Source organism: Paenibacillus hemerocallicola (genome assembly GCF_006265175.1).
GTDB classification, from domain to species: domain Bacteria; phylum Bacillota; class Bacilli; order Paenibacillales; family NBRC-103111; genus Paenibacillus_AB; species Paenibacillus_AB hemerocallicola.
This window is the reverse complement of the sequence record NZ_VDCQ01000004.1, coordinates 139,006-156,985: the sequence shown is the minus strand read 5'-3', so window position 1 is coordinate 156,985 and position 17,980 is coordinate 139,006. Positions and strand designations below refer to the sequence as shown.

Below are 17,980 nucleotides of genomic sequence, written 5' to 3'. Positions count from 1 at the left end.
TTCCTCTATCCCGCTGTTCACGATCAATTTTACCCCGAAAAGATTGATATAACGGAAGCCTGATCCGTTATGTTGAGATGTGTAACGGAATTCGGGATAATAACGGAATCCGGTTCCTCTATATACGCGAACGTTGCACACGCCTAATCAGACATTCTCGATATGATGAGACTTCTTTTTTTCGGAAGTCTCTTTTTTTTCCTCCCGACCCGCGCGGCTGTGCGGTTTTGCTGGCGATGCAATAATGGCGACTCCGCCAAAATATGCGCGCTTTACGCCAAGTCCCGGAGAAACGTATAGTAGGCACCAGGAAGCGGATGAATGGACAATCGAAATGTGAAATCGCTTTCAGAAAGGGGTGAGGTTATGTACCGCTTCGGGCTGTCGCTCAGAAAGCATAAGGCGCTCTATTTGTTAATGCTGCCGGGCATTTTATATTACCTCCTATTCAAGTATGTGCCGATGTACGGAATCGTCATCGCCTTCCAAAACTATTCGATCGGCAGGGGCATGCTGGGCAGCAAGTTTGTCGGACTGGACCATTTCATCGAGTTTTTCGTCAACACGCCGGATTCGTGGAAGCTGATCCGCAATACGGTCATGCTGAACGTATACGACCTGCTGTTCCATTTTCCGGCGCCGATCGTGCTGGCCTTGCTGTTCCACGAGCTGCGGATCCAATGGTTCAAACGGCTCGTCCAGTCGATCAGCTATATGCCGCACTTTCTGTCCACTGTCGTTATCGCGGGCATTATCGTCACGTTTCTGTCGCCGTCGACCGGCATCGTCAACCATCTGCTCGTGAAAGGGTTCGGCATCGAGCCGGTCCTGTTCCTCGGCTTGCCCGAATGGTTTCGAACGATATATGTAGGCTCGGAAATTTGGCAGAAGATCGGATGGGGCACGATTCTATACTTGGCGGCGATATCCGGGGTCGATCCGACCTTGTACGAAGCGGCCAAAATAGACGGCGCCAACCGGCTGCAGCAGGTGCGCCACATTACGTTTATCGGCATGGTTCCGGTCATGATCATCCTGTTCGTGCTCAATCTCGGCCATTTCATGGAAACCGGGTTCCAGAAAATATTGCTGCTGTACAACTCGATGAACTATGAGACGTCGGACGTCATCAACACGTTCGTCTACCGGAGAGGGATTTTGGACGCGGATTTCAGCTTCGCGACGGCGGTCGGCTTGTTCCAATCGGCGATCGGATTTATCTTGGTCGTCCTGGCTAACCGGATCGTCCGCAAATATTCGGAGACGAGTCTTTGGTAAAGGAGGGAACCCGATGAAAATCAAAGAAAGCGTCGCGTCCAGACTGTTCGACACGTTCAATGTGCTGCTGATGATCCTCCTGGTCATCGTCATGCTGTACCCGATGGTGTACGTGTTCTCCGCGTCGATCAGCGACGATGCGATGGTGGCGAGCGGGCAAGTGCTGCTGCTGCCGAAGGCGGTGACGCTACATGCATACGAGACGATCGTGAAAAATCCGGACGTCTGGATCAGCTACTGGAATACGATTCGCTACACCGTAGTGCACACGGTGCTTACCTTGATCGTCACCTCCGCGATGGCTTATCCGCTCGCGAAAAAATGGCTGCCCGGCCGCAGAGCGATTTTGCTTATGGCCGCATTCACGATGCTGTTCAGCGGGGGGATGATCCCGACCTTCCTCGTGGTCCAGAAGCTGGGGCTGCTAAACTCCATATGGGCGATCGTGCTTCCGACCTTGATCAGCACCTGGCACTTGTTCATCATGCGAACGTTTTTCGAAGCGCTGCCCGACGAGCTGGAGGATGCCGCCACGATAGACGGTTGCGGTTCGCTCCAGGTGCTGGTTCGCATCGTGCTGCCGCTCTCGATGCCCGTTATGGCCACGATCGGGTTGTATACGGCGGTCGGCCAATGGAACGCCTTTTTCGACGCGTTGATTTATTTGAACGACCGCAGCATGTACCCGCTGCAAATTATGCTTCGCAACATTCTCGTCGCCGGGGCGACCATTCAAGTGGAAGGCGACACGAGCCAGCTGCAGACGTTGAAATACGCGCTCATTATCGTGGCGACGCTGCCGATCCTTTGCGTCTATCCGTTTATCCAGAAATATTTCGTCCAAGGGGCCATGATCGGCGGAATCAAAGGCTAGTTGCGGGTTCCCGGGTCATCCGCAATCCGGGCATTCGTCGCTATATACAACCATTCGTTTGAAAAGGGAGGCAGGCCAAATGAAGAAACGGATCGCAACGGCTCTAGCAACGGTAATGCTCGGAGGAGTCGTCGTCGGATGTACGGCCGGCAAGGATCAGCCCGCAGGCGACGCGAAGGCGCCGGAAGGATCGTCCAAAAAACCGATCACCTTCTCGTGGCTCGTGTATGATCGGACGGAGGGCAAGGTGCGCCAGGATTGGGAAATATTCAAGGAAATCGAGGCGAAGACGGGAGTCAAGCTCGACTTCCAGGTCGTCAGCCAGGAAGGGCTGAACGAGAAGCGGCAAATTATGATCGCGACGAATTCGGTAACCGACTTCATTCAAGTGACGGCGCAGGAAGGCCGCGAGAACGGTCCCGAGAAAGTGTTCCTGAACTTGAAAGATTATTTGGACAAGGCGCCCAATCTGAAAAAGTTTTACGACAGCTTCCCGGAGGCGAAGGCGCTCGCGACCGGCGCGGACGGCGGCTTGTATACGGTGCCGGTGCTGGAGGGCGATGCGGAAGGAAAAGGCTTCAACTTCGTCTGGCTCGTGCGCAAAGATTTGACGAGCAAGGTCGGCTTGAAGGATCCGACGACGCCGGACGAGTTTTACCAATATTTGAAGGCGCTGAAGGAAAAATATCCGGACACGTACCCGTTCTCTCCGCAGACGATGGTCGGGGAAGTTGGACTGTACACGGTAATGGGCAGCATGTTTACCGGCATCCAGGGCTTCTTCAACCTCAATCCGCTGGACGACAAATACGCGTTCGCCCCTTACCAGAAAGGCTACAAAGATGCGATCGTCTTCATGAACAAGCTGTACGCCGAGAAGCTGCTCGACCCGGAATATCCGTTCCTGACGGGGACGCAGTGGGATGAGCGGATCATGAAAGGAAAGGCTCTGGTTTCCTATTATTGGAAAGCGAATTTGCCGACGTTGACCGACAGCGCCAAGAAGGCGGGAGCTCCCGCGGATTACGAGCTGGATGTCATCACTCCGTTCGCCGCCCCAGGGATCAAGCCTTACCAATTTTCCCGCGCGCTCGTCGGCGCCACCGGCCGGGCGATCTCGGCGAAGGTCAAGGATAAAGACCGGGCGGTCCAGTTCCTCGATTACTTGCTGAGCGAGGAAGGCACCAACTATTTGTCGCTCGGGATCCAAGGCAAGTCGTATACGCTGGACAACGGCAAGCCGGTGTACATGAAGGAATTCGGGGAAACGCCATACGTTCCGCTGCGCCGCGATTTCGGGGTGTGGTACGACAACATTACGCTCAATAACGCCATCTCGCGTGACGCTTGGGAGCGGGGGATGAACGAGAAGAGCAAGGCGATCAATACGAAGTATGCGCCGTACGTCATTCCCGCGCCGAAAGCGATCGTCAAAACGAAAGAGGAGCTCGAGCTGGAAAAGTCGAAGCTGAGCAACCTGAACAAGTTTTTGGAGCAAAGGCTGACCGAGTTCGTCACCGGCAAAACGCCGATCAACGACACGACCTACAACCAGTTTATCGAGCAGGCGAAGAAGCTCGGCTCCGATGACCTGCTCGCGATGTACAATACGTCCTACAAGCGCACATACGGCAAGTAAGAAGCGAGGAGGAGCCCGCATGTCCGAACGTTTCAAAGTCATCGACGTGGATGTCCATAACGAACAAAACGATTCCGCATTCGTGCCGTATTTGCCGGAGCCTTGGAAAAGCCGGGTGGCCGCCGGCGGCATCGGCATGGCCGGTTCGGGCTATTATTCGCCGGTTGGCGTACTGCGCCGGGACTCGGTTCCCCCCGGAGGAGGCAAAGCCGGCTCCGATCCCGATTTCATGCTCAAGCAGCTGGTCGAGGAATACGATATGGAGTATGCGATATTGACCGGGGTCATCTATAACATATCGGCCACCCATGATCCGGACTTCGCGGCGGCGGTCTGCTCTGCCTACAACGACTACCTGATCGCGGAGTGGCTCGGCAAGAGCAGGAAGTTCAAAGGCGCGATGGCTGTCGCCACGCAGGATCCGCTGTTGGCCGCGCGGGAAATCGACCGGATCGGCGGCCATCCGGATATCGTGGAGGTCATTATTTCAAGCGCGGCCCGCATGCCGCTCGGGCACCGGTACTATCATCCGATCTATGAGGCGGCGGAACGCAACGGATTGCCGCTGGCGATCCATCCTGGCGCCGAGGGGGCGGGCAGCTCGACGCCTCCTACCGCGGCCGGTTACCCGTCGAGATATATCGAGTGGCATACGTGCCTGTCGCAGATGTTCATGACGCATCTGGTCAGCATGGTGTGCGAAGGAGTGTTCGCGAAGTTTCCGCGGCTCAAGGTCGTGCTGGTCGAAGGCGGCATCGCCTGGCTGCCCGGCTTGATGTGGCGGCTCGACAAAAATTACAAGGCGCTCCGCTCCACGGTGCCTTGGCTGAACCGGCTGCCGAGCCAGTATATCCGGGATCATTGCTACGTATCCACCCAGCCGATCGAGGAGCCCGACAATCCGCAGCACCTGGTCGATCTGTTCGATATGATCGACGCCGAGAATATGATTTTGTACTCTAGCGACTACCCGCATTGGGATTTCGATCCGCCTACGGAAATATTGAAGAAGCTGAAGCCGGAGGCAAAACGGAAAATTTTCTGCGAAAATGCGCGGGCGCTCTATAACCTGTAACGGAAAGGCGGAAAAAGGCCATGCCGGTTCATTTCGTGATGAATGCTGGCGACATTCCGGAAAGCGGCCATGCGATCGTAAGCGTGGAAGGACGCGAAATCGGCATTTACCGGATCGGCGGCGAGTATTACGCGCTTCACAATTACTGCCCCCATCAGGGCGCCCCGCTGTGCGCGGGAATCGTATGCGGAACGAATTTGCCGTCCGACGTATACCGGTACGAATACGGGCGTCAAGGCGAGATCGTACGCTGTCCGTGGCACGGCTGGGAGTTCGATATCAAGACGGGCAAGTCGCTGTTTAATGAGAAGGTAAGAGCCCGGAGCTATAAAGTGGAATTGCGTGACGGCAAGATCGGCATCGTGATCGGGAGTACGATAACGCAAGGAGGCGGCTAAACGGTGACGGAATTAGGACGATCGTTTTACCCGACACTGGGATTAAGTGCCGCCCGACGGCACCTTGACGACGCGATCCGGGCAGGGTGCAAGCATTTGTTTACTTCCCTGCATATACCGGAAGCGGAGGTGGAGGACTGGGCGGAGGTAAGGCGGCTGCTGGAGATAGCGGCCGGCGCCGGAATTAGCGTAGCGGCCGATGTGAGCCGGGCGTCGCTCTCCATGTTCGGTGCCGCCCCGGACGATTTGTCTCCCATCGCCGGGCTCGGCATCGGTACGCTGCGCCTGGACCATGGCTTCACGATGGAGGAGACGCTGCATATGCTTCGGAGTCCCGGCTTTTCGTTCCAGATCAATGCGGGCTCGACGACACCCGGCGATTTACTGGAGATGGAGAACAACGGTATCGAGCGGGAGCGGTTGATCGCCGTGCATAATTTTTACCCGCGCCGGGAAACGGGAGTATCGTTATCCTTCTACCGGATGCAGAACCGGATGTTCAAGGAGCGCGGCATCCGGACGGCGGGCTTCATCCCCGCGCACGGCGAGCCTCGAGCGCCGTTGTATGCCGGTTTGCCGACAGTCGAGGCCCACAGGCACATGACTTCGGCATTAGCCGCAGCCGAGCTGATGGCGGAGCAGCTGACGGATATCGTCTATTACGGTGACCCGGCGCCAGACGAGTATGCCTGGATGGCCGCCGGTCTTATCGCCGGCGGAACGATCCCGCTGCGGGTAGCGTGGACGGAGACGCCGCCGGAGGAGCTGATGCCGCTTCTGTCCGAGACGCATACCAGTCCGTGGGACGGCGCGGAGCAGGTAATCCGTTCCGCGCGAGGCCGCAAGTATATGCTGGAGCGCGGCATCGCTCCGGCACCGTCGAATACGGACGCACGCCCTGCCGGGACGGTCACGATGGACAACGCGCTATATACCCGTTACGCCGGGGAGCTGCAAGTTGCGCGCATCGATCTCCCGGCCGACGAGCGGGTAAACGTCCTCGGTCGAGTCGTTCCGGAGGATCGCGGGCTGCTCCGGTTTATCGGCCCCCGAACGGCATTCCGTTTCGTTTAATAGGCGAGGAGGACTGGCCCGATCTGCGCAGCTCGTGCGTGGATAGTCCGGTCTTCCTCGTTGATCGTTCGATCGCCCTAAACATTCGACAAGTTTTGCGGATGGTGGTGACAAAAATATACAAATGGGGTACAATCAAACTATCGGATCATTTTAATTTGCATGCAATAGGTTTATAGAATCAATAATCGTGTTCATAAACGAATCCAAAGGCACACTTATCGAAAGATAGGGTCGCAAAACCAATGGGGCTACCATGTAATTCGACTTACATCACGCCAGCCAGGTTACCGAATTGTGAGACGGGCGCCCTCGAATTCGAGGGCTTTTTTTGTTGATCGGATTGACCGTACATAACAATGCCCCGTTCGATCCTGAAACCGTTTTTTTGCCGAATAAGGGGGATTATCTCATGTTGAACGCGATCAACCGTCTATTGATTCGATTGTCGGTTAAAGACAGGGAGACGTTCGGGCATGTGCTGCGAGTCGGGGCGCTGGCGCAATGCTGGACCTCGTACTACGAAATGCCCGTTCAAGAGGACAGGCAAGCTTTTATTGTAGGCTGCTGCGTGCATGATGTCGGAAAAATATTGATCGACAGCGCCATTCTTCGCAAGACCTCGAAGCTGGACAGGGACGAGTGGGACGTGATGAAAACGCATCCCGAATGCGGCGAGAAGCTGCTGCTGGAGCAGCAGATGACCGATAGCCGGCTGCTCGACATCGTCAAATTCCATCACGAACGATGGGACGGCAAAGGGTACCCGATGGGGCTTCAGGGCGAAGACATACCCGCCATGGCCAGAATGTGCTCGATCATAGACGCTTTCGACGCGATGATTTCCGATCGGCCTTACAAAGAGGGCATGACCATCGAGCAAGCGAAGGAGGAGTTGGCCGTACAAAGCGGCATCCAGTTTGACGAAGGTTACGTACGGCAATTTTTGAGCTTGCCGGATCCGATGCTGTACGATCCGAGTCCGGTTCGCTTGGAGCAGCTTGCCGTCGAAGGAACGTTATTCTATGTGCAATCTTTCCGGAGGGGGAAATGATTGGGCTTAAGGAGTATGCTCATCCATGAATCAAAAACGAATCTATTCGAGAAGAGCCACGCTGTCGTTGAAAATGTCCGAGTTCGAGGTGCCGCCGATGCAGGACCTGCTCGTGATCGGGCGTAAAGCTCCGATCGGGCCCGAAGCGGTCAGACGGATGGCGGAGGCGCTCTCGCCCGAGCAATTCACGATCATCACGATCGAGCATCCGAAGGTGGAGGCGGTACTGATCCGTACTTCGCTATTGCAAATGCTGGACAAGGACATCTTGATCAATATCGTTCTGGAGGAGGCGGACCGCATGATCAGCGATACGATGGTCATACGCTCCGAGCTGAAAATCGAAGTATCCGTTCAGCGGGAGGTGGAGCTTTCATGAAGGTGGGAGAGCTGATGTCCTCCCCGATCCGGACCGTTTCATCCGATAAAAGCGTGCGGCACGCTTCGGAGCTGATGGCCAAGCTGGAAATCGGCTCCCTCGTCGTGCAGGATCACGGAAGCATCGTGGGGATCGTGACGTCGCGCGACGTCCGCCAAACGCATCCTAATCGGATCGTAGCCGATGCGATGACGCGGAATCCGGTCAGCGTGCCCGCGGACAATTTCGTGTGGGATGCGCTCGGCACGATGGAACGGCTGCGGATCGAGCGTCTGCTCGTAACCGACAAGGACCGGGTGTGCGGCCTCATTACCCGCGATACGATCCGGATCCAATTGAGCGAGCTGCAGGATCCGCTGACGGGATTGTTCCGCCCGGCTTACGTGCAGTCGATCGGCTCGGAGCTGCTCCGAAGACGGGAGTGGTTTCACCTGCTGTTTATCGATTTGAACAATTTCGGGGAAATCAACAAAAGATACGGTCATCCGGTCGGGGACGACATGATTAAAGGATTTGCCGACCTGCTTCTGTCGATCGGCACGGCGGACGACTATTTGTGCCGGTATGCCGGCGACGAATTCGTCATCGTCACCCTTCGCTCGGAAGCTTCGCTTCAACAGCTTCTTGACGTTTTGCGCGAGCCGCTTGTCATCGAGGATATTCCCGTCTCGACGGCGGTTGGCGTCGTATCGGGCTCGCGAGAGCCCGGCTTCTTCTCGCTTTCCTTCCGCGACTTGGTCAGCAAGGCGAGCCTGCTGTCCACCTCATTGAAGCATAAAGGATTGTTATTCTCATAAGGCGTCCCGAGCCGGGAGGCCTCTTTATGCATCGCGGCTCTTACGTTCGTTTGCCGCGTCTGCCGATCTCCTGCGTTACGACGAAAGCAAGCTCTTCGTTGCCGAACAGCGACAGCACGCCGAGCACCGTATCGTCCGGAATATCGCCTGCCTCGTCCTTCGGCACGGTCAGCTCGATGGTCTGGAGCAGGGCGGGATTGTCGGTTTGATCCGGATAGGCGAGCTTGTACAGCTCGACCGGATCGAGATCGTTGTTGACGCACCATTGGGCGAATACGAGAATCATCATGTTCTCGTCGCGCTCGTAGTTGCGGATGATGCGTTCTTCCATTTCTTTATCGCGCATTGTATAATCCCCTTCGAACACGTAATATGGAACATTATAGCGAAAGTTCGGGGGTGTCCACAATGATAATGAATGAAAGAATCAAAGCGTCCGAAGTTTTGCTGACCGGCATCAACGGTGAAGATCTGGGTATTGTCGCGACGTCCGAGGCGCTCGCTTTGGCCAAAAAGCATAAGGTAGATCTGGTCTGCACGTCGCTGCTGAGCAGTCCGCCGCCGTGCAGGCTGGTCGGGGCCGGAACCGCGAAGCGGGAGGAGCAGCAAGTCCGCAAGCGCGATAGGGAGGCCAAAGTGAAAGAAATCCGCCTGACTCCGCACATCGAGGAGCATGACTACGATACGAAGAAGCGGCAGGCGGAGAAGCATTTGCAGTCCGGAGACGCCGTCCTGCTCGTAGTCCGCATCCAAGGCAAGGAAGGCGCCAAGGCAAAGGAGCTGCTGGAATCGCTGATCAAAGAGCTGAAGCCGTCCGGACGCCCGGCTACGGGAATCCAGCTCAGCGGCAAGCAAGCGGCGGTACAAGTCAATCCGTTGTAAAGATGCCGCTCTTCGGGCGTGAATGAACGAAAGAAAAGGGAGCGCTCGTTCGCGCTCCCGGATGCTACCGCTTCGAAATAGGATTAGTCCAGCGTGAAGTTCCCCGATCCGGTTGCGACCTTGAGCTTAGTCCCGCCGCTACCGAACGCGCCCTTGATCGTGTGGCCTTCCTCGTCCTTTTCTTGATAGTCGAAGCCTTTCCAGCGGATCTTCCCGTCTCCGGACTTGCCGCGGTAATCGACGGTCAACGATTTCGGTTCGCGGTCCAGCCCGATCGTCACATTGCCGCTGCCGGCCGACACGTCCGTATCGTGGAGCAACTCGTCCATCTCGATCCGGATATCGCCGGAGCCGGTCTCGCCCTTCAGCTCGGCTTCCCCGTCCTTCAAGACGACGTTGCCGCTTCTCGAATCGAACGAGACCGTATCGGCTTTGAAGTCGCTCGCCTTCACGTCTCCGGAGCCGGTCTTGAGCGCAATCTTCTTCGCTTTGCTTGCCGAAAGCTCTACATTGCCGCTGCTCGCTTCGGCCTCGATGGACGTTCCTTCGAATTCCGCGACCTCGACATCGCCGCTTCCCGCTTTCACCTTAAGCTCGTTCCATTGCTTCTCGGGCAGTTCCACGGTCATCGTCAGGCTGACTATGCGGAAGCCGAGCTGCATCCCTTCCGGTTTCTCGATGCCCAAATTCAGCGTATCCCCTTTCGAATCGGTCTTCAGCCCGATTTTGCCGGCATTGCCTTTATCCGTTTTGCCGTGGAGCCGGACTTCGATCTTGTCCGTGCTTCCGCGAACGACGTTCACGTCGGAGCTCCCGACTTCGATCCCGACATTCCGGTAGCGGCCGGCGTCAAACGATTCGGCCATGTCCACTTTATTCGTGCCGAACGACAACCAGCCCCATGCAAAGCCTTTCCCCGAATCCCACATCGTCAAAGCGCCCCAGACGAGCACCACGATCAAAACGACTCCAAGTATTGAAAAATTTTTCATGATCCGTTCACCTTACCTTATCGAATGGTTATAGTTTTTGTTTCCTGTTCCGGCGTAGCTTACTGTACTCAGTGTAGCATCGGAGGCGTTTGCCGGACAACGGGCCGGCGGCGGAAGCGAATTCCGGACTTAGGGCCAGTTTTCGACCGACGAAAGCCGGGCAAAAGTTAAGTTTGACGATGAAAACGAGGTGTGATATAGTTCTTTCATCAAATAGTTCTATAGTGAAATAATTTTAGAGTAGAATAAGTTATCGGGAAGGGAGCCCCCATGAACGAAGAAATGCTTAAGCAAGTCATTACCCGGTATGAGAACGCATCGTTCATCGTCAACCGCAGGCTTAACGCGCTGCTGCGGGACTTGGTGCCGGTAGAGCTGACGGTCGATCAGGTGTTTGTATTGCGTTACTTGTGCGCGCATGGCCGATGTACTTCCTCCGAGCTGGCGGATACGTTTTGCGTAGGGAAAAGCTCGATTACGGCAATCATTACGCGTTTATTCGACAAGCGGCTGATCCGGCGCATCCCCGACGACAAGGACAGACGGGTCACCTATTTGGAGCTGACTGAAGAGGGGAAGCGGGTAACGGGCGAGATGGAACGGAAAATCCAACTGCTGCTGACCCGGTATATCGCGCAATTCGACGAGCGGGAGGGCGAGGCGTTTATCGCGACTTACGAGAAGCTGGCCCGCGTGCTGCTGGAGGCCGACCCGACCCCGAAAAGCGAAAAGTAAGCCAATATTCGCGGATTCGGGTGAAATATTTGAAGGGAGCACGACAGGATGATGAAGACGATCATCAAGCTGAGATGGTTCATTTTGGCGCTGTGGCTCGCGGGAGCGGTCGCGCTGCTCCTGACGGCGCCGAACATGGCCGAATTGGTGCGGGACAAAGGACAAATTACTGTCCCGGAAGGCTATTCCTCGACGATGGCGGCGAAGCTGCTGAAGGAGATGAATGCGGGCAATGAAGGCGCCGGAGAAGCGCGCGGCCTATCCTCCGTGCTCGTCTTCCATAAGGACGGCGGTTTGTCCTCCGCCGATATGAACGAGGTCGAGCGCGGTGTCGACAAGCTGAAGAACGGCAAAGACGTCTACGGAATTGCTTCGGTCACGACGCACTTCGATATGAAGGAATTGGAGAAGCAGATGGTATCGCAGGACGGCGAAACGGTGCTCGTTCTCGTCAGCTCCGCGTCGGACGGCCGGACGCCCGCGGAAGTCAGATCGTCCTTGTACGACGCCGTATCGGACGTCAAAGTCGATCATTATTATACCGGCAATTGGCTCATTAACGAGGACGTGGTCGAGAGCTCGCAGGAAGGGCTGAAGAAAACCGAGGGCATTACGGTCGTGTTTATTTTGGCCATTCTGTTCCTCGTATTCCGTTCGGCGATTGCGCCGTTGATCCCTCTATTGTCTGTCGGGCTTACGTACTTGGTATCCCAGTCGGCAGTGGCCTTTCTTGTTCATTATTTGGATTTTCCGCTCTCGAACTTTACGCAAATTTTTCTCGTTGCCGTCTTGTTCGGAATCGGTACGGACTATTGTATTTTGCTGATCAGCCGCTTCAAGGAGGAATTGGCCCATCGCGGCGATACGACGGAAGCGATTGTCGAGACGTACCGGACCGCGGGACGGACGGTGCTGTTTTCCGGACTTGCGGTGCTGGTCGGATTCGCCTCGATCGGGATGTCCACCTTCGTGCTGTATCGTTCCGCCGTTGCGGTAGCTGTCGGCGTTGCGGTGCTGATGCTCGCGTTGTTCACGCTCGTTCCGTTTTTTATGGCCGTGCTGGGCAAAGCGATATTTTGGCCGTTAAAAGGATCGCTTGAGCACAAGCCGAGCCGGCTATGGGGCGCAGTCGGTTCCTTTTCGCTGAAAAAGCCGATCTGGGCGCTCGTCGTATTGGCGGTTCTCATCGTTCCGTTTCTGAGTGCCTACAAAGGCTCGATCTCTTTCAATTCGCTGGACGAGATCGGCGACAAATACAATTCGGTCAAGGCGTTCCAAGTCATTTCGGACAGCTTCGGACCCGGCGACTCGTTGCCTTCCGCAGTCGTAATCAAATCCGACAAGCCGATGGATTCGGCTGAGGGCTTGGCCGCCGTCGAGCAAATATCCCGGGAGCTCGCCAAGGTGGAAGGCGTCAAAACGGTACGCAGCGCCACGCGGCCTACCGGAGACGCGATGCAGAATTTTCAAGTGACGAATCAAATCGGGATGGTCGATGACGGTCTCGGTCAAAGCAAGGACGGCCTGGGTCAAATCGGTCAAGGCTTATCCGAGGCAAGCAAGGCGCTGAGCGGCAACGCCCCGAAGCTGAACGAGGCCGTTAAAGGCGCGGAGCAATTGTCTGAAGGCACGAATGCGCTGAAAACCGGCGTTGTCCAATTGGGCGACGGTATGAAGCGGATCGAAGCCGGCTTGCGCGACGGTTCTGCGGGTGCGGATTCGTTAATTGCCGGCCTGGGGGATGCGAAAGCGAGCGCGGAGCAGCTGGCCGCCGGTAGCCGGCAATTGCTGGCAAGCTACCGGGAAATCGGCGGCATCGGCCAATTGGCCCAAACGTACGGCGAACTGGCCGCCCGGCAAGAAAATGTCGCGAAAGGGTTGGCGGATCTGGGAAGCGGACTCGCAGGACTGGAGCAAAAATATCCGGAGCTGAAGCAGGACCCGGATTATGCCAGAATGATCGGCTCGGTGACGCAGCTTCAGACGGGTGCTGTCGGAATTGGCGACGGATTGAAGCGGTTGAATGCGCAGCTGGACGGGATCCATGCGGGAATCGGGCAAGCGAATGCGGGCTTCGAGCAAGCGGCAGCCGGTCAGTCGGCGCTGGCGGAAGGGCTTGGCCGGCTTGTAGAAGGAATAGAACAGCTGCAGGCTGGCATCGAGCAAGCTGCGAACGGCCAAGGGCAAATCGTCGCGAAAATTCCGGATATGACGAAAGGAATCGACGAACTGGCTGCAGGCCAACGTCAGCTCCAATCCGGCTTCGCCGATTTGAACGACCAGTTGGGTCAGCTGACGAGCGGCTTGGACCAAAGCGTCGGCGGACTGCAGCAGGTGACGGGAGGCCTTTCCTCGGCGCAATCGTTTCTGACCGAGCTCTCTGGCGCGCCGAACAAGCAATTGACCGGCTGGCACATTCCGAACGAAGCGATTGCGAATGCGGATTTCCAGAAATCGCTCGACGTTTACATGTCCAAGGATCGGAAAATCGTCAAATTCGACGTCGTATTTGCAGGCAACCCTTACGATACGGAAACGCTCGGCAAAACCGACGACTTGAATGCCGCCGTGCAACGGGCGTTGCAAGGAACAGGCTTCGAGAAAGCCGCGTATGCGGTAGACGGGGTCACGAGCATGAACAACGATTTGCAGCACATTTCCGCGGACGACTATTCCCGCACGATGATGCTCATGCTAATTGGCATAACGATTATTTTGATCGTGCTGTTCCGTTCGATCGTCATGCCGGTTTATCTCATTTTGTCGCTTCTCGTGACGTTCTATACGTCGATGGCGATTACCGAGGTCATCTATGTCCGGATACTCGGATATACCGGAATCAGTTGGGCTGTGCCTTTCTTCGGCTTCGTCATGCTGATGGCGCTCGGCATCGACTACAGCATTTTCCTGATGGACCGGTTCAAGGAGTATCGCCATATGCCTCCGAAGGAAGCGATTCTCAAGGCGATGCAAAAAATGGGGACGGTCATTATGTCCGCAGCCGTCATACTGGGCGGGACCTTCGCGGCGATGCTGCCCTCCGGCGTCATGTCGCTGCTGCAAATCGCCACGATCGTGCTGTGCGGGCTGTTCCTCTACGCGCTGGTCATCCTGCCGCTGTTCATTCCGGTCATGGTACGAATGTTCGGCCCGGCCAACTGGTGGCCGTTCATGGATCGGAAGGAGCGGATCGAATCGGGGGGGAAAGCGAAGAGCGGGCTTGCCTATGTCAGCTCGCATTCGGACGAACCCGTTTGATTCGGGGCGCAATACGCTGGTATAATTGAACAAGGACAAGGCACACAGCCGTCATCGCCCTGGTGACGGCTTTTGTGCACACTTTCGGGTCCCCTCGCAAAGGAGTTGGAATAAGCTGCAAAGCCTACGACATAACCTTGTGGGGGGATTTAACGGCAAGGTGGGGGAAATCGGTGGATTTGTTCACTTACGATGACGCGTCAAAGCCAGGCGGGAAGCTGCTGGCCGACCGGATCCGGCCCAGGACGCTGGACGAATATTTCGGTCAGGAGCATATCGTCGGACCCGGGAAGCTGCTGCGCCGGGCGATCGAGGCCGATCAGGTAAGCTCGATTTTGCTGTACGGACCGCCCGGGACGGGGAAGACGACGCTCGCCAATATTATATCGAACGCGACGAATGGGGAATTCGTCCGACTGAATGCGGTGGATGCTTCGGTCAAAGATGTGCGCGAGGTGATCGAACAGGCGAAGGCGAACAAATCGCTATACGGCAAAAAAACGATTTTGTTTCTCGACGAGGTGCACCGCTTCAACACGTCCCGTCAAGATGCGCTGCTGCCCGCCGTGGAGCAGGGGATTATTACGTTTATCGGCGCGACGACAGAAAATCCGTTCCACCATGTGAACGGGGCTCTTCTGTCGCGGTCTACGTTGTTCGAGCTTAAGTCGCTGACGCATGAGCATTCGCTGCAAGCGATGAAGCGGGCGCTGGCGGATAAGGAGCGCGGTCTGGGCTTTATGCGGATTGAAGCCGGGGAGGAGGCGCTGCAGCACATAGCGCGAATGGCGAACGGCGATATACGCCGGGCGTTGAACGCGCTGGAACTGGCCGCCCTTACGACATCGCCCGAGCCGGACGGGACGATCCGGATTACGCTCGAGGTGGCCGAGGAATCGATCCGCAAGCCGACGATCAAGGCCGACGAATCGACCCAGTACGACGTGCTGTCCGCTTTTCACAAAAGCGTGCGCGGCTCCAGCGACGCGGCGCTTTATTGGTTTCTGTACGCGGTCGAGCGGCTTGGCATGGACCCGATGACGTTTTTGCGACGTCTGATCGTGGCGTGCAGCGAGGATATCGGGCTGTCCAATCCGCAGGCGATGGTGCAGGCCGTCACGGCGATGGACGCCTATCATAAGATCGGCTGGCCGGAGGCGAAATACAATATCGCCCAAGCGATCCTGTTCGCGGTGGAAAGCCCGAAATCGAACTCGATCCCGATCGCGATCGCGAACGTCATGCAATCGTTCGAGCGTACGAAGTCCGCTGACGTGCCGCTGCATCTGCGAGACGCGCATTACAAAGGCGCCACTCAGCTCGGGCATACCGGGTATAAATATCCGCACGATTTTCCCGGACATTACGTGGAGCAGCAATATTTGCCGGACGCGATTCGCGACACCGTGTTTTTCGAAGCGTCCGAGCAGGGGACGGAAGAGAAGATGAAGCAAAACCAGCAGCGTCGCAGAAAAGCCGGGCGGAGTGAATGATTCCGTCCGTTTTTTTTATACGAGCGCATAATCCGCATACAGGCGAAGGCGTTTTGGCGGGCGTGACAAGACGTTGCCCGAATTATTACGGCACTGTATTCCGTTATGGTCTCGAATTTCGTTACACTCCTGAATAAAGCGGAGTAGACTTCCGTTATTTCGATCTCACACGGTGAAAATCGGTAGTGAATAGCGAAATAGAGGAATGGTTTTCCTTTATTTTGCTGTCGACACTTGTATACGGTCAATAATATACGCTGGTTCCGCTATTTCTGGGTTCGCAGTCTCGCGAGCGTCGGCAAAGCGCAAGCGCCCCATTAAGTTTTCCTTGACAAAAAAAGTTGCGCGAGTACAATTTGGGATATAAACATCATCGGATATAAACATCATCAACCTCAACCGGCAGCGGAAACAATGACTGCAAACTACTCGGATTCCATTGCATGACCTCAGTCGTGCAATTCTTTTTACTCCAAGAGTTTCCTTGGGTAAACATATTTTACGTAGAGAAACTTTACTGAAATCAGGTGATCATCATGAGCAATAACGGGTCAAACTTGCATGCGACGAGCGAAGAAGGCTGGAGACAGGCAAGAACGATGCCGACGCTTCCGGAAGTGAACGGCAGTCTCTCCGTTCCGAAAACAGGCTCGTGGATCAAAAAATTTCTCGCTTTCGTCGGGCCGGGATATTTGGTGGCGGTCGGCTATATGGACCCGGGCAATTGGGCGACGGACATTGCCGGAGGCTCTATGTTCGGATATACGCTGTTATCCGTCATATTGCTGTCGAACCTGATGGCCATAGTGCTGCAAGCTCTGGCCGGCAAGCTGGGCATCGTTACCGGGCGTGATCTGGCGCAGGCGTGCCGCGACCATTACACCAAGCCGATCGCTTTTACGCTGTGGATTTTATGCGAGCTGGCGATAGCCGCATGCGACTTGGCCGAAGTAATCGGTTCGGCGATCGCGCTGAATCTGCTGTTCGGCGTTCCGCTCGTATACGGGGTTCTGATTACGGCTCTTGACGTGCTTCTCGTGCTGTTGCTGCAAAATAAAGGCTTCCGGTTTATCGAATCGCTGGTCGTCGTACTGATCGTGACGATCGGAGGGTGCTTCGCCACCGAAATCTTTTTGTCCAAACCGGATACGGGAGCCATTATGCAAGGGTTTATTCCGCGTACCGACATTGTCAGCAATCCGGCTATGCTGTACATCGCCATCGGCATTTTGGGCGCAACGGTCATGCCGCATAATTTGTACCTGCATTCGTCCATCGTGCAGACGAGGCAAATCGAGCAGACCCGCTCGGGAAAAAGGCAAGCGATCAAATATGCGACATGGGACTCGTCGATTGCCCTCTGCTTCGCTCTTTTTATCAATGCGGCGATCTTGATCGTCTCGGCTGCCACCTTCCACAAGGCGGGAATGAACGAGGTCGCGGAAATCGGGGACGCCTACCGGATGCTGACGCCATTGCTCGGCACGACGCTCGGAAGCATTTTGTTCGGCGTCGCCTTGCTCGCTTCGGGACAAAACTCGACGCTAACCGGTACGCTTGCCGGACAAATCGTCATGGAGGGGTTCTTGAACATTCGTCTGGCCCCGTGGCTGCGCAGGTTGATTACCCGGCTGATCGCCATCATACCCGCGGTTATCGTCACGGCCATAGCTGGTGAGAAGGGAACGACGGAGCTGCTCATTTTGAGCCAGGTCATTTTGTCGCTGCAGCTGTCATTCGCGGTAGTTCCATTGATCCAGTTCACCGGAGACAAGAAGAAAATGGGGGAATTCGCCAATCCGCCTTGGCTGAAGCTGGTGGCGTGGGTAATAGCGGCCGTCATCATCGCTTTGAATGCCTACTTGCTGTACCGGACGTTTTTCGGTTAAAGAAAGGACCTCGCCATGGAGGTCCTTCGGGTCGTTGAGAAAGTGATCAAAAAGAGGATGCATCGAAGGCAATGGGGTGGGGGAATGCACTCCACTTCTGTTAAAATCGTGTTGTCTTCATGAAAAGTAGTGGTTACAACTCGATTATAAAGTCAGACGCTTC

The 17,980-nt window shown here is 55.9% G+C and carries 16 protein-coding genes and 1 riboswitch; of the genes, 14 read left to right on the top strand and 2 right to left on the bottom strand.

All coding sequences use genetic code 11. From position 1 onward, the window contains the following. The first annotated feature begins 366 nt into the window (after window positions 1-366). The 9 genes from FE784_RS04310 (at window position 367) to FE784_RS04270 (ending at window position 8,568) form a co-directional block, all read left to right on the top strand. A complete protein-coding gene (locus tag FE784_RS04310; protein ID WP_139600973.1) occupies window positions 367-1,278 on the top strand; it encodes an ABC transporter permease in 912 nt (303 codons plus the stop codon). A gap of 13 nt (window positions 1,279-1,291) precedes the next feature. Continuing rightward, on the top strand, window positions 1,292-2,152 hold the full coding sequence (locus FE784_RS04305; protein WP_139600897.1) for a carbohydrate ABC transporter permease: 861 nt from the start codon (window positions 1,292-1,294) through the stop codon (window positions 2,150-2,152). Between the two features lie 79 nt (window positions 2,153-2,231). Continuing rightward, window positions 2,232-3,791 carry an extracellular solute-binding protein gene (locus FE784_RS04300; RefSeq protein WP_139600896.1) on the top strand — a complete coding sequence of 520 codons (1,560 nt, stop codon included), beginning with the start codon at window positions 2,232-2,234 and terminating at the stop codon, window positions 3,789-3,791. Between the two features lie 19 nt (window positions 3,792-3,810). Beyond that, the gene (locus FE784_RS04295; RefSeq protein ID WP_139600895.1) at window positions 3,811-4,866 is read left to right on the top strand and encodes an amidohydrolase family protein; all 1,056 of its coding nucleotides are present in this window, start codon (window positions 3,811-3,813) and stop codon (window positions 4,864-4,866) included. A 20-nt stretch (window positions 4,867-4,886) separates the two neighbouring features. Continuing rightward, window positions 4,887-5,264: a Rieske (2Fe-2S) protein gene (locus FE784_RS04290; RefSeq protein WP_139600894.1), complete on the top strand. Its 378-nt coding sequence runs from the start codon at window positions 4,887-4,889 to the stop codon at window positions 5,262-5,264. Window positions 5,265-5,267: 3 nt separating this feature from the next. Further along, window positions 5,268-6,338 carry a MupG family TIM beta-alpha barrel fold protein gene (locus tag FE784_RS04285; protein WP_139600893.1) on the top strand — a complete coding sequence of 357 codons (1,071 nt, stop codon included), beginning with the start codon at window positions 5,268-5,270 and terminating at the stop codon, window positions 6,336-6,338. A 201-nt stretch (window positions 6,339-6,539) separates the two neighbouring features. After that, a riboswitch (cyclic di-GMP riboswitch) is annotated at window positions 6,540-6,633 on the top strand. 117 nt (window positions 6,634-6,750) lie between these two features. After that, on the top strand, window positions 6,751-7,392 hold the full coding sequence (locus tag FE784_RS04280) for an HD-GYP domain-containing protein (protein WP_139600892.1): 642 nt from the start codon (window positions 6,751-6,753) through the stop codon (window positions 7,390-7,392). Window positions 7,393-7,417: 25 nt separating this feature from the next. Continuing rightward, window positions 7,418-7,771, top strand: coding sequence for a hypothetical protein (locus FE784_RS04275; RefSeq protein ID WP_139600891.1), 354 nt, complete (start codon window positions 7,418-7,420; stop codon window positions 7,769-7,771). Next, on the top strand, window positions 7,768-8,568 hold the full coding sequence (locus FE784_RS04270; protein ID WP_139600890.1) for a GGDEF domain-containing protein: 801 nt from the start codon (window positions 7,768-7,770) through the stop codon (window positions 8,566-8,568). Before FE784_RS04275 ends, FE784_RS04270 begins: the two co-directional genes overlap by 4 nt. Before the next feature lie 40 nt (window positions 8,569-8,608). Here FE784_RS04270 and FE784_RS04265 read toward each other — a convergent pair whose 3' ends face one another. Then, the gene (locus FE784_RS04265) at window positions 8,609-8,914 is read right to left on the bottom strand and encodes a hypothetical protein (protein ID WP_139600889.1); all 306 of its coding nucleotides are present in this window, start codon (window positions 8,912-8,914) and stop codon (window positions 8,609-8,611) included. 62 nt (window positions 8,915-8,976) lie between these two features. Here FE784_RS04265 and infC point away from each other — a divergent pair, with 62 nt between their 5' ends. Next, window positions 8,977-9,450 carry a translation initiation factor IF-3 gene (gene infC / locus FE784_RS04260; RefSeq protein WP_139600888.1) on the top strand — a complete coding sequence of 158 codons (474 nt, stop codon included), beginning with the start codon at window positions 8,977-8,979 and terminating at the stop codon, window positions 9,448-9,450. Between the two features lie 83 nt (window positions 9,451-9,533). Here infC and FE784_RS04255 read toward each other — a convergent pair whose 3' ends face one another. After that, window positions 9,534-10,442 (bottom strand): DUF4097 family beta strand repeat-containing protein, encoded by a 909-nt coding sequence (locus FE784_RS04255; RefSeq protein ID WP_139600887.1) that lies wholly within the window; start codon window positions 10,440-10,442, stop codon window positions 9,534-9,536. A gap of 270 nt (window positions 10,443-10,712) precedes the next feature. Here FE784_RS04255 and FE784_RS04250 point away from each other — a divergent pair, with 270 nt between their 5' ends. From FE784_RS04250 to FE784_RS04235, 4 genes are all read left to right on the top strand, one after another. Further along, window positions 10,713-11,177: a MarR family winged helix-turn-helix transcriptional regulator gene (locus FE784_RS04250; protein WP_139600886.1), complete on the top strand. Its 465-nt coding sequence runs from the start codon at window positions 10,713-10,715 to the stop codon at window positions 11,175-11,177. 51 nt (window positions 11,178-11,228) lie between these two features. Then, window positions 11,229-14,435: an MMPL family transporter gene (locus tag FE784_RS04245; RefSeq protein WP_139600972.1), complete on the top strand. Its 3,207-nt coding sequence runs from the start codon at window positions 11,229-11,231 to the stop codon at window positions 14,433-14,435. A gap of 173 nt (window positions 14,436-14,608) precedes the next feature. Further along, the gene (locus FE784_RS04240) at window positions 14,609-15,928 is read left to right on the top strand and encodes a replication-associated recombination protein A (RefSeq protein ID WP_139600885.1); all 1,320 of its coding nucleotides are present in this window, start codon (window positions 14,609-14,611) and stop codon (window positions 15,926-15,928) included. A gap of 536 nt (window positions 15,929-16,464) precedes the next feature. Beyond that, a complete protein-coding gene (locus FE784_RS04235) occupies window positions 16,465-17,817 on the top strand; it encodes an Nramp family divalent metal transporter (RefSeq protein ID WP_139600884.1) in 1,353 nt (450 codons plus the stop codon). The last annotated feature ends 163 nt before the right edge of the window (window positions 17,818-17,980 follow it).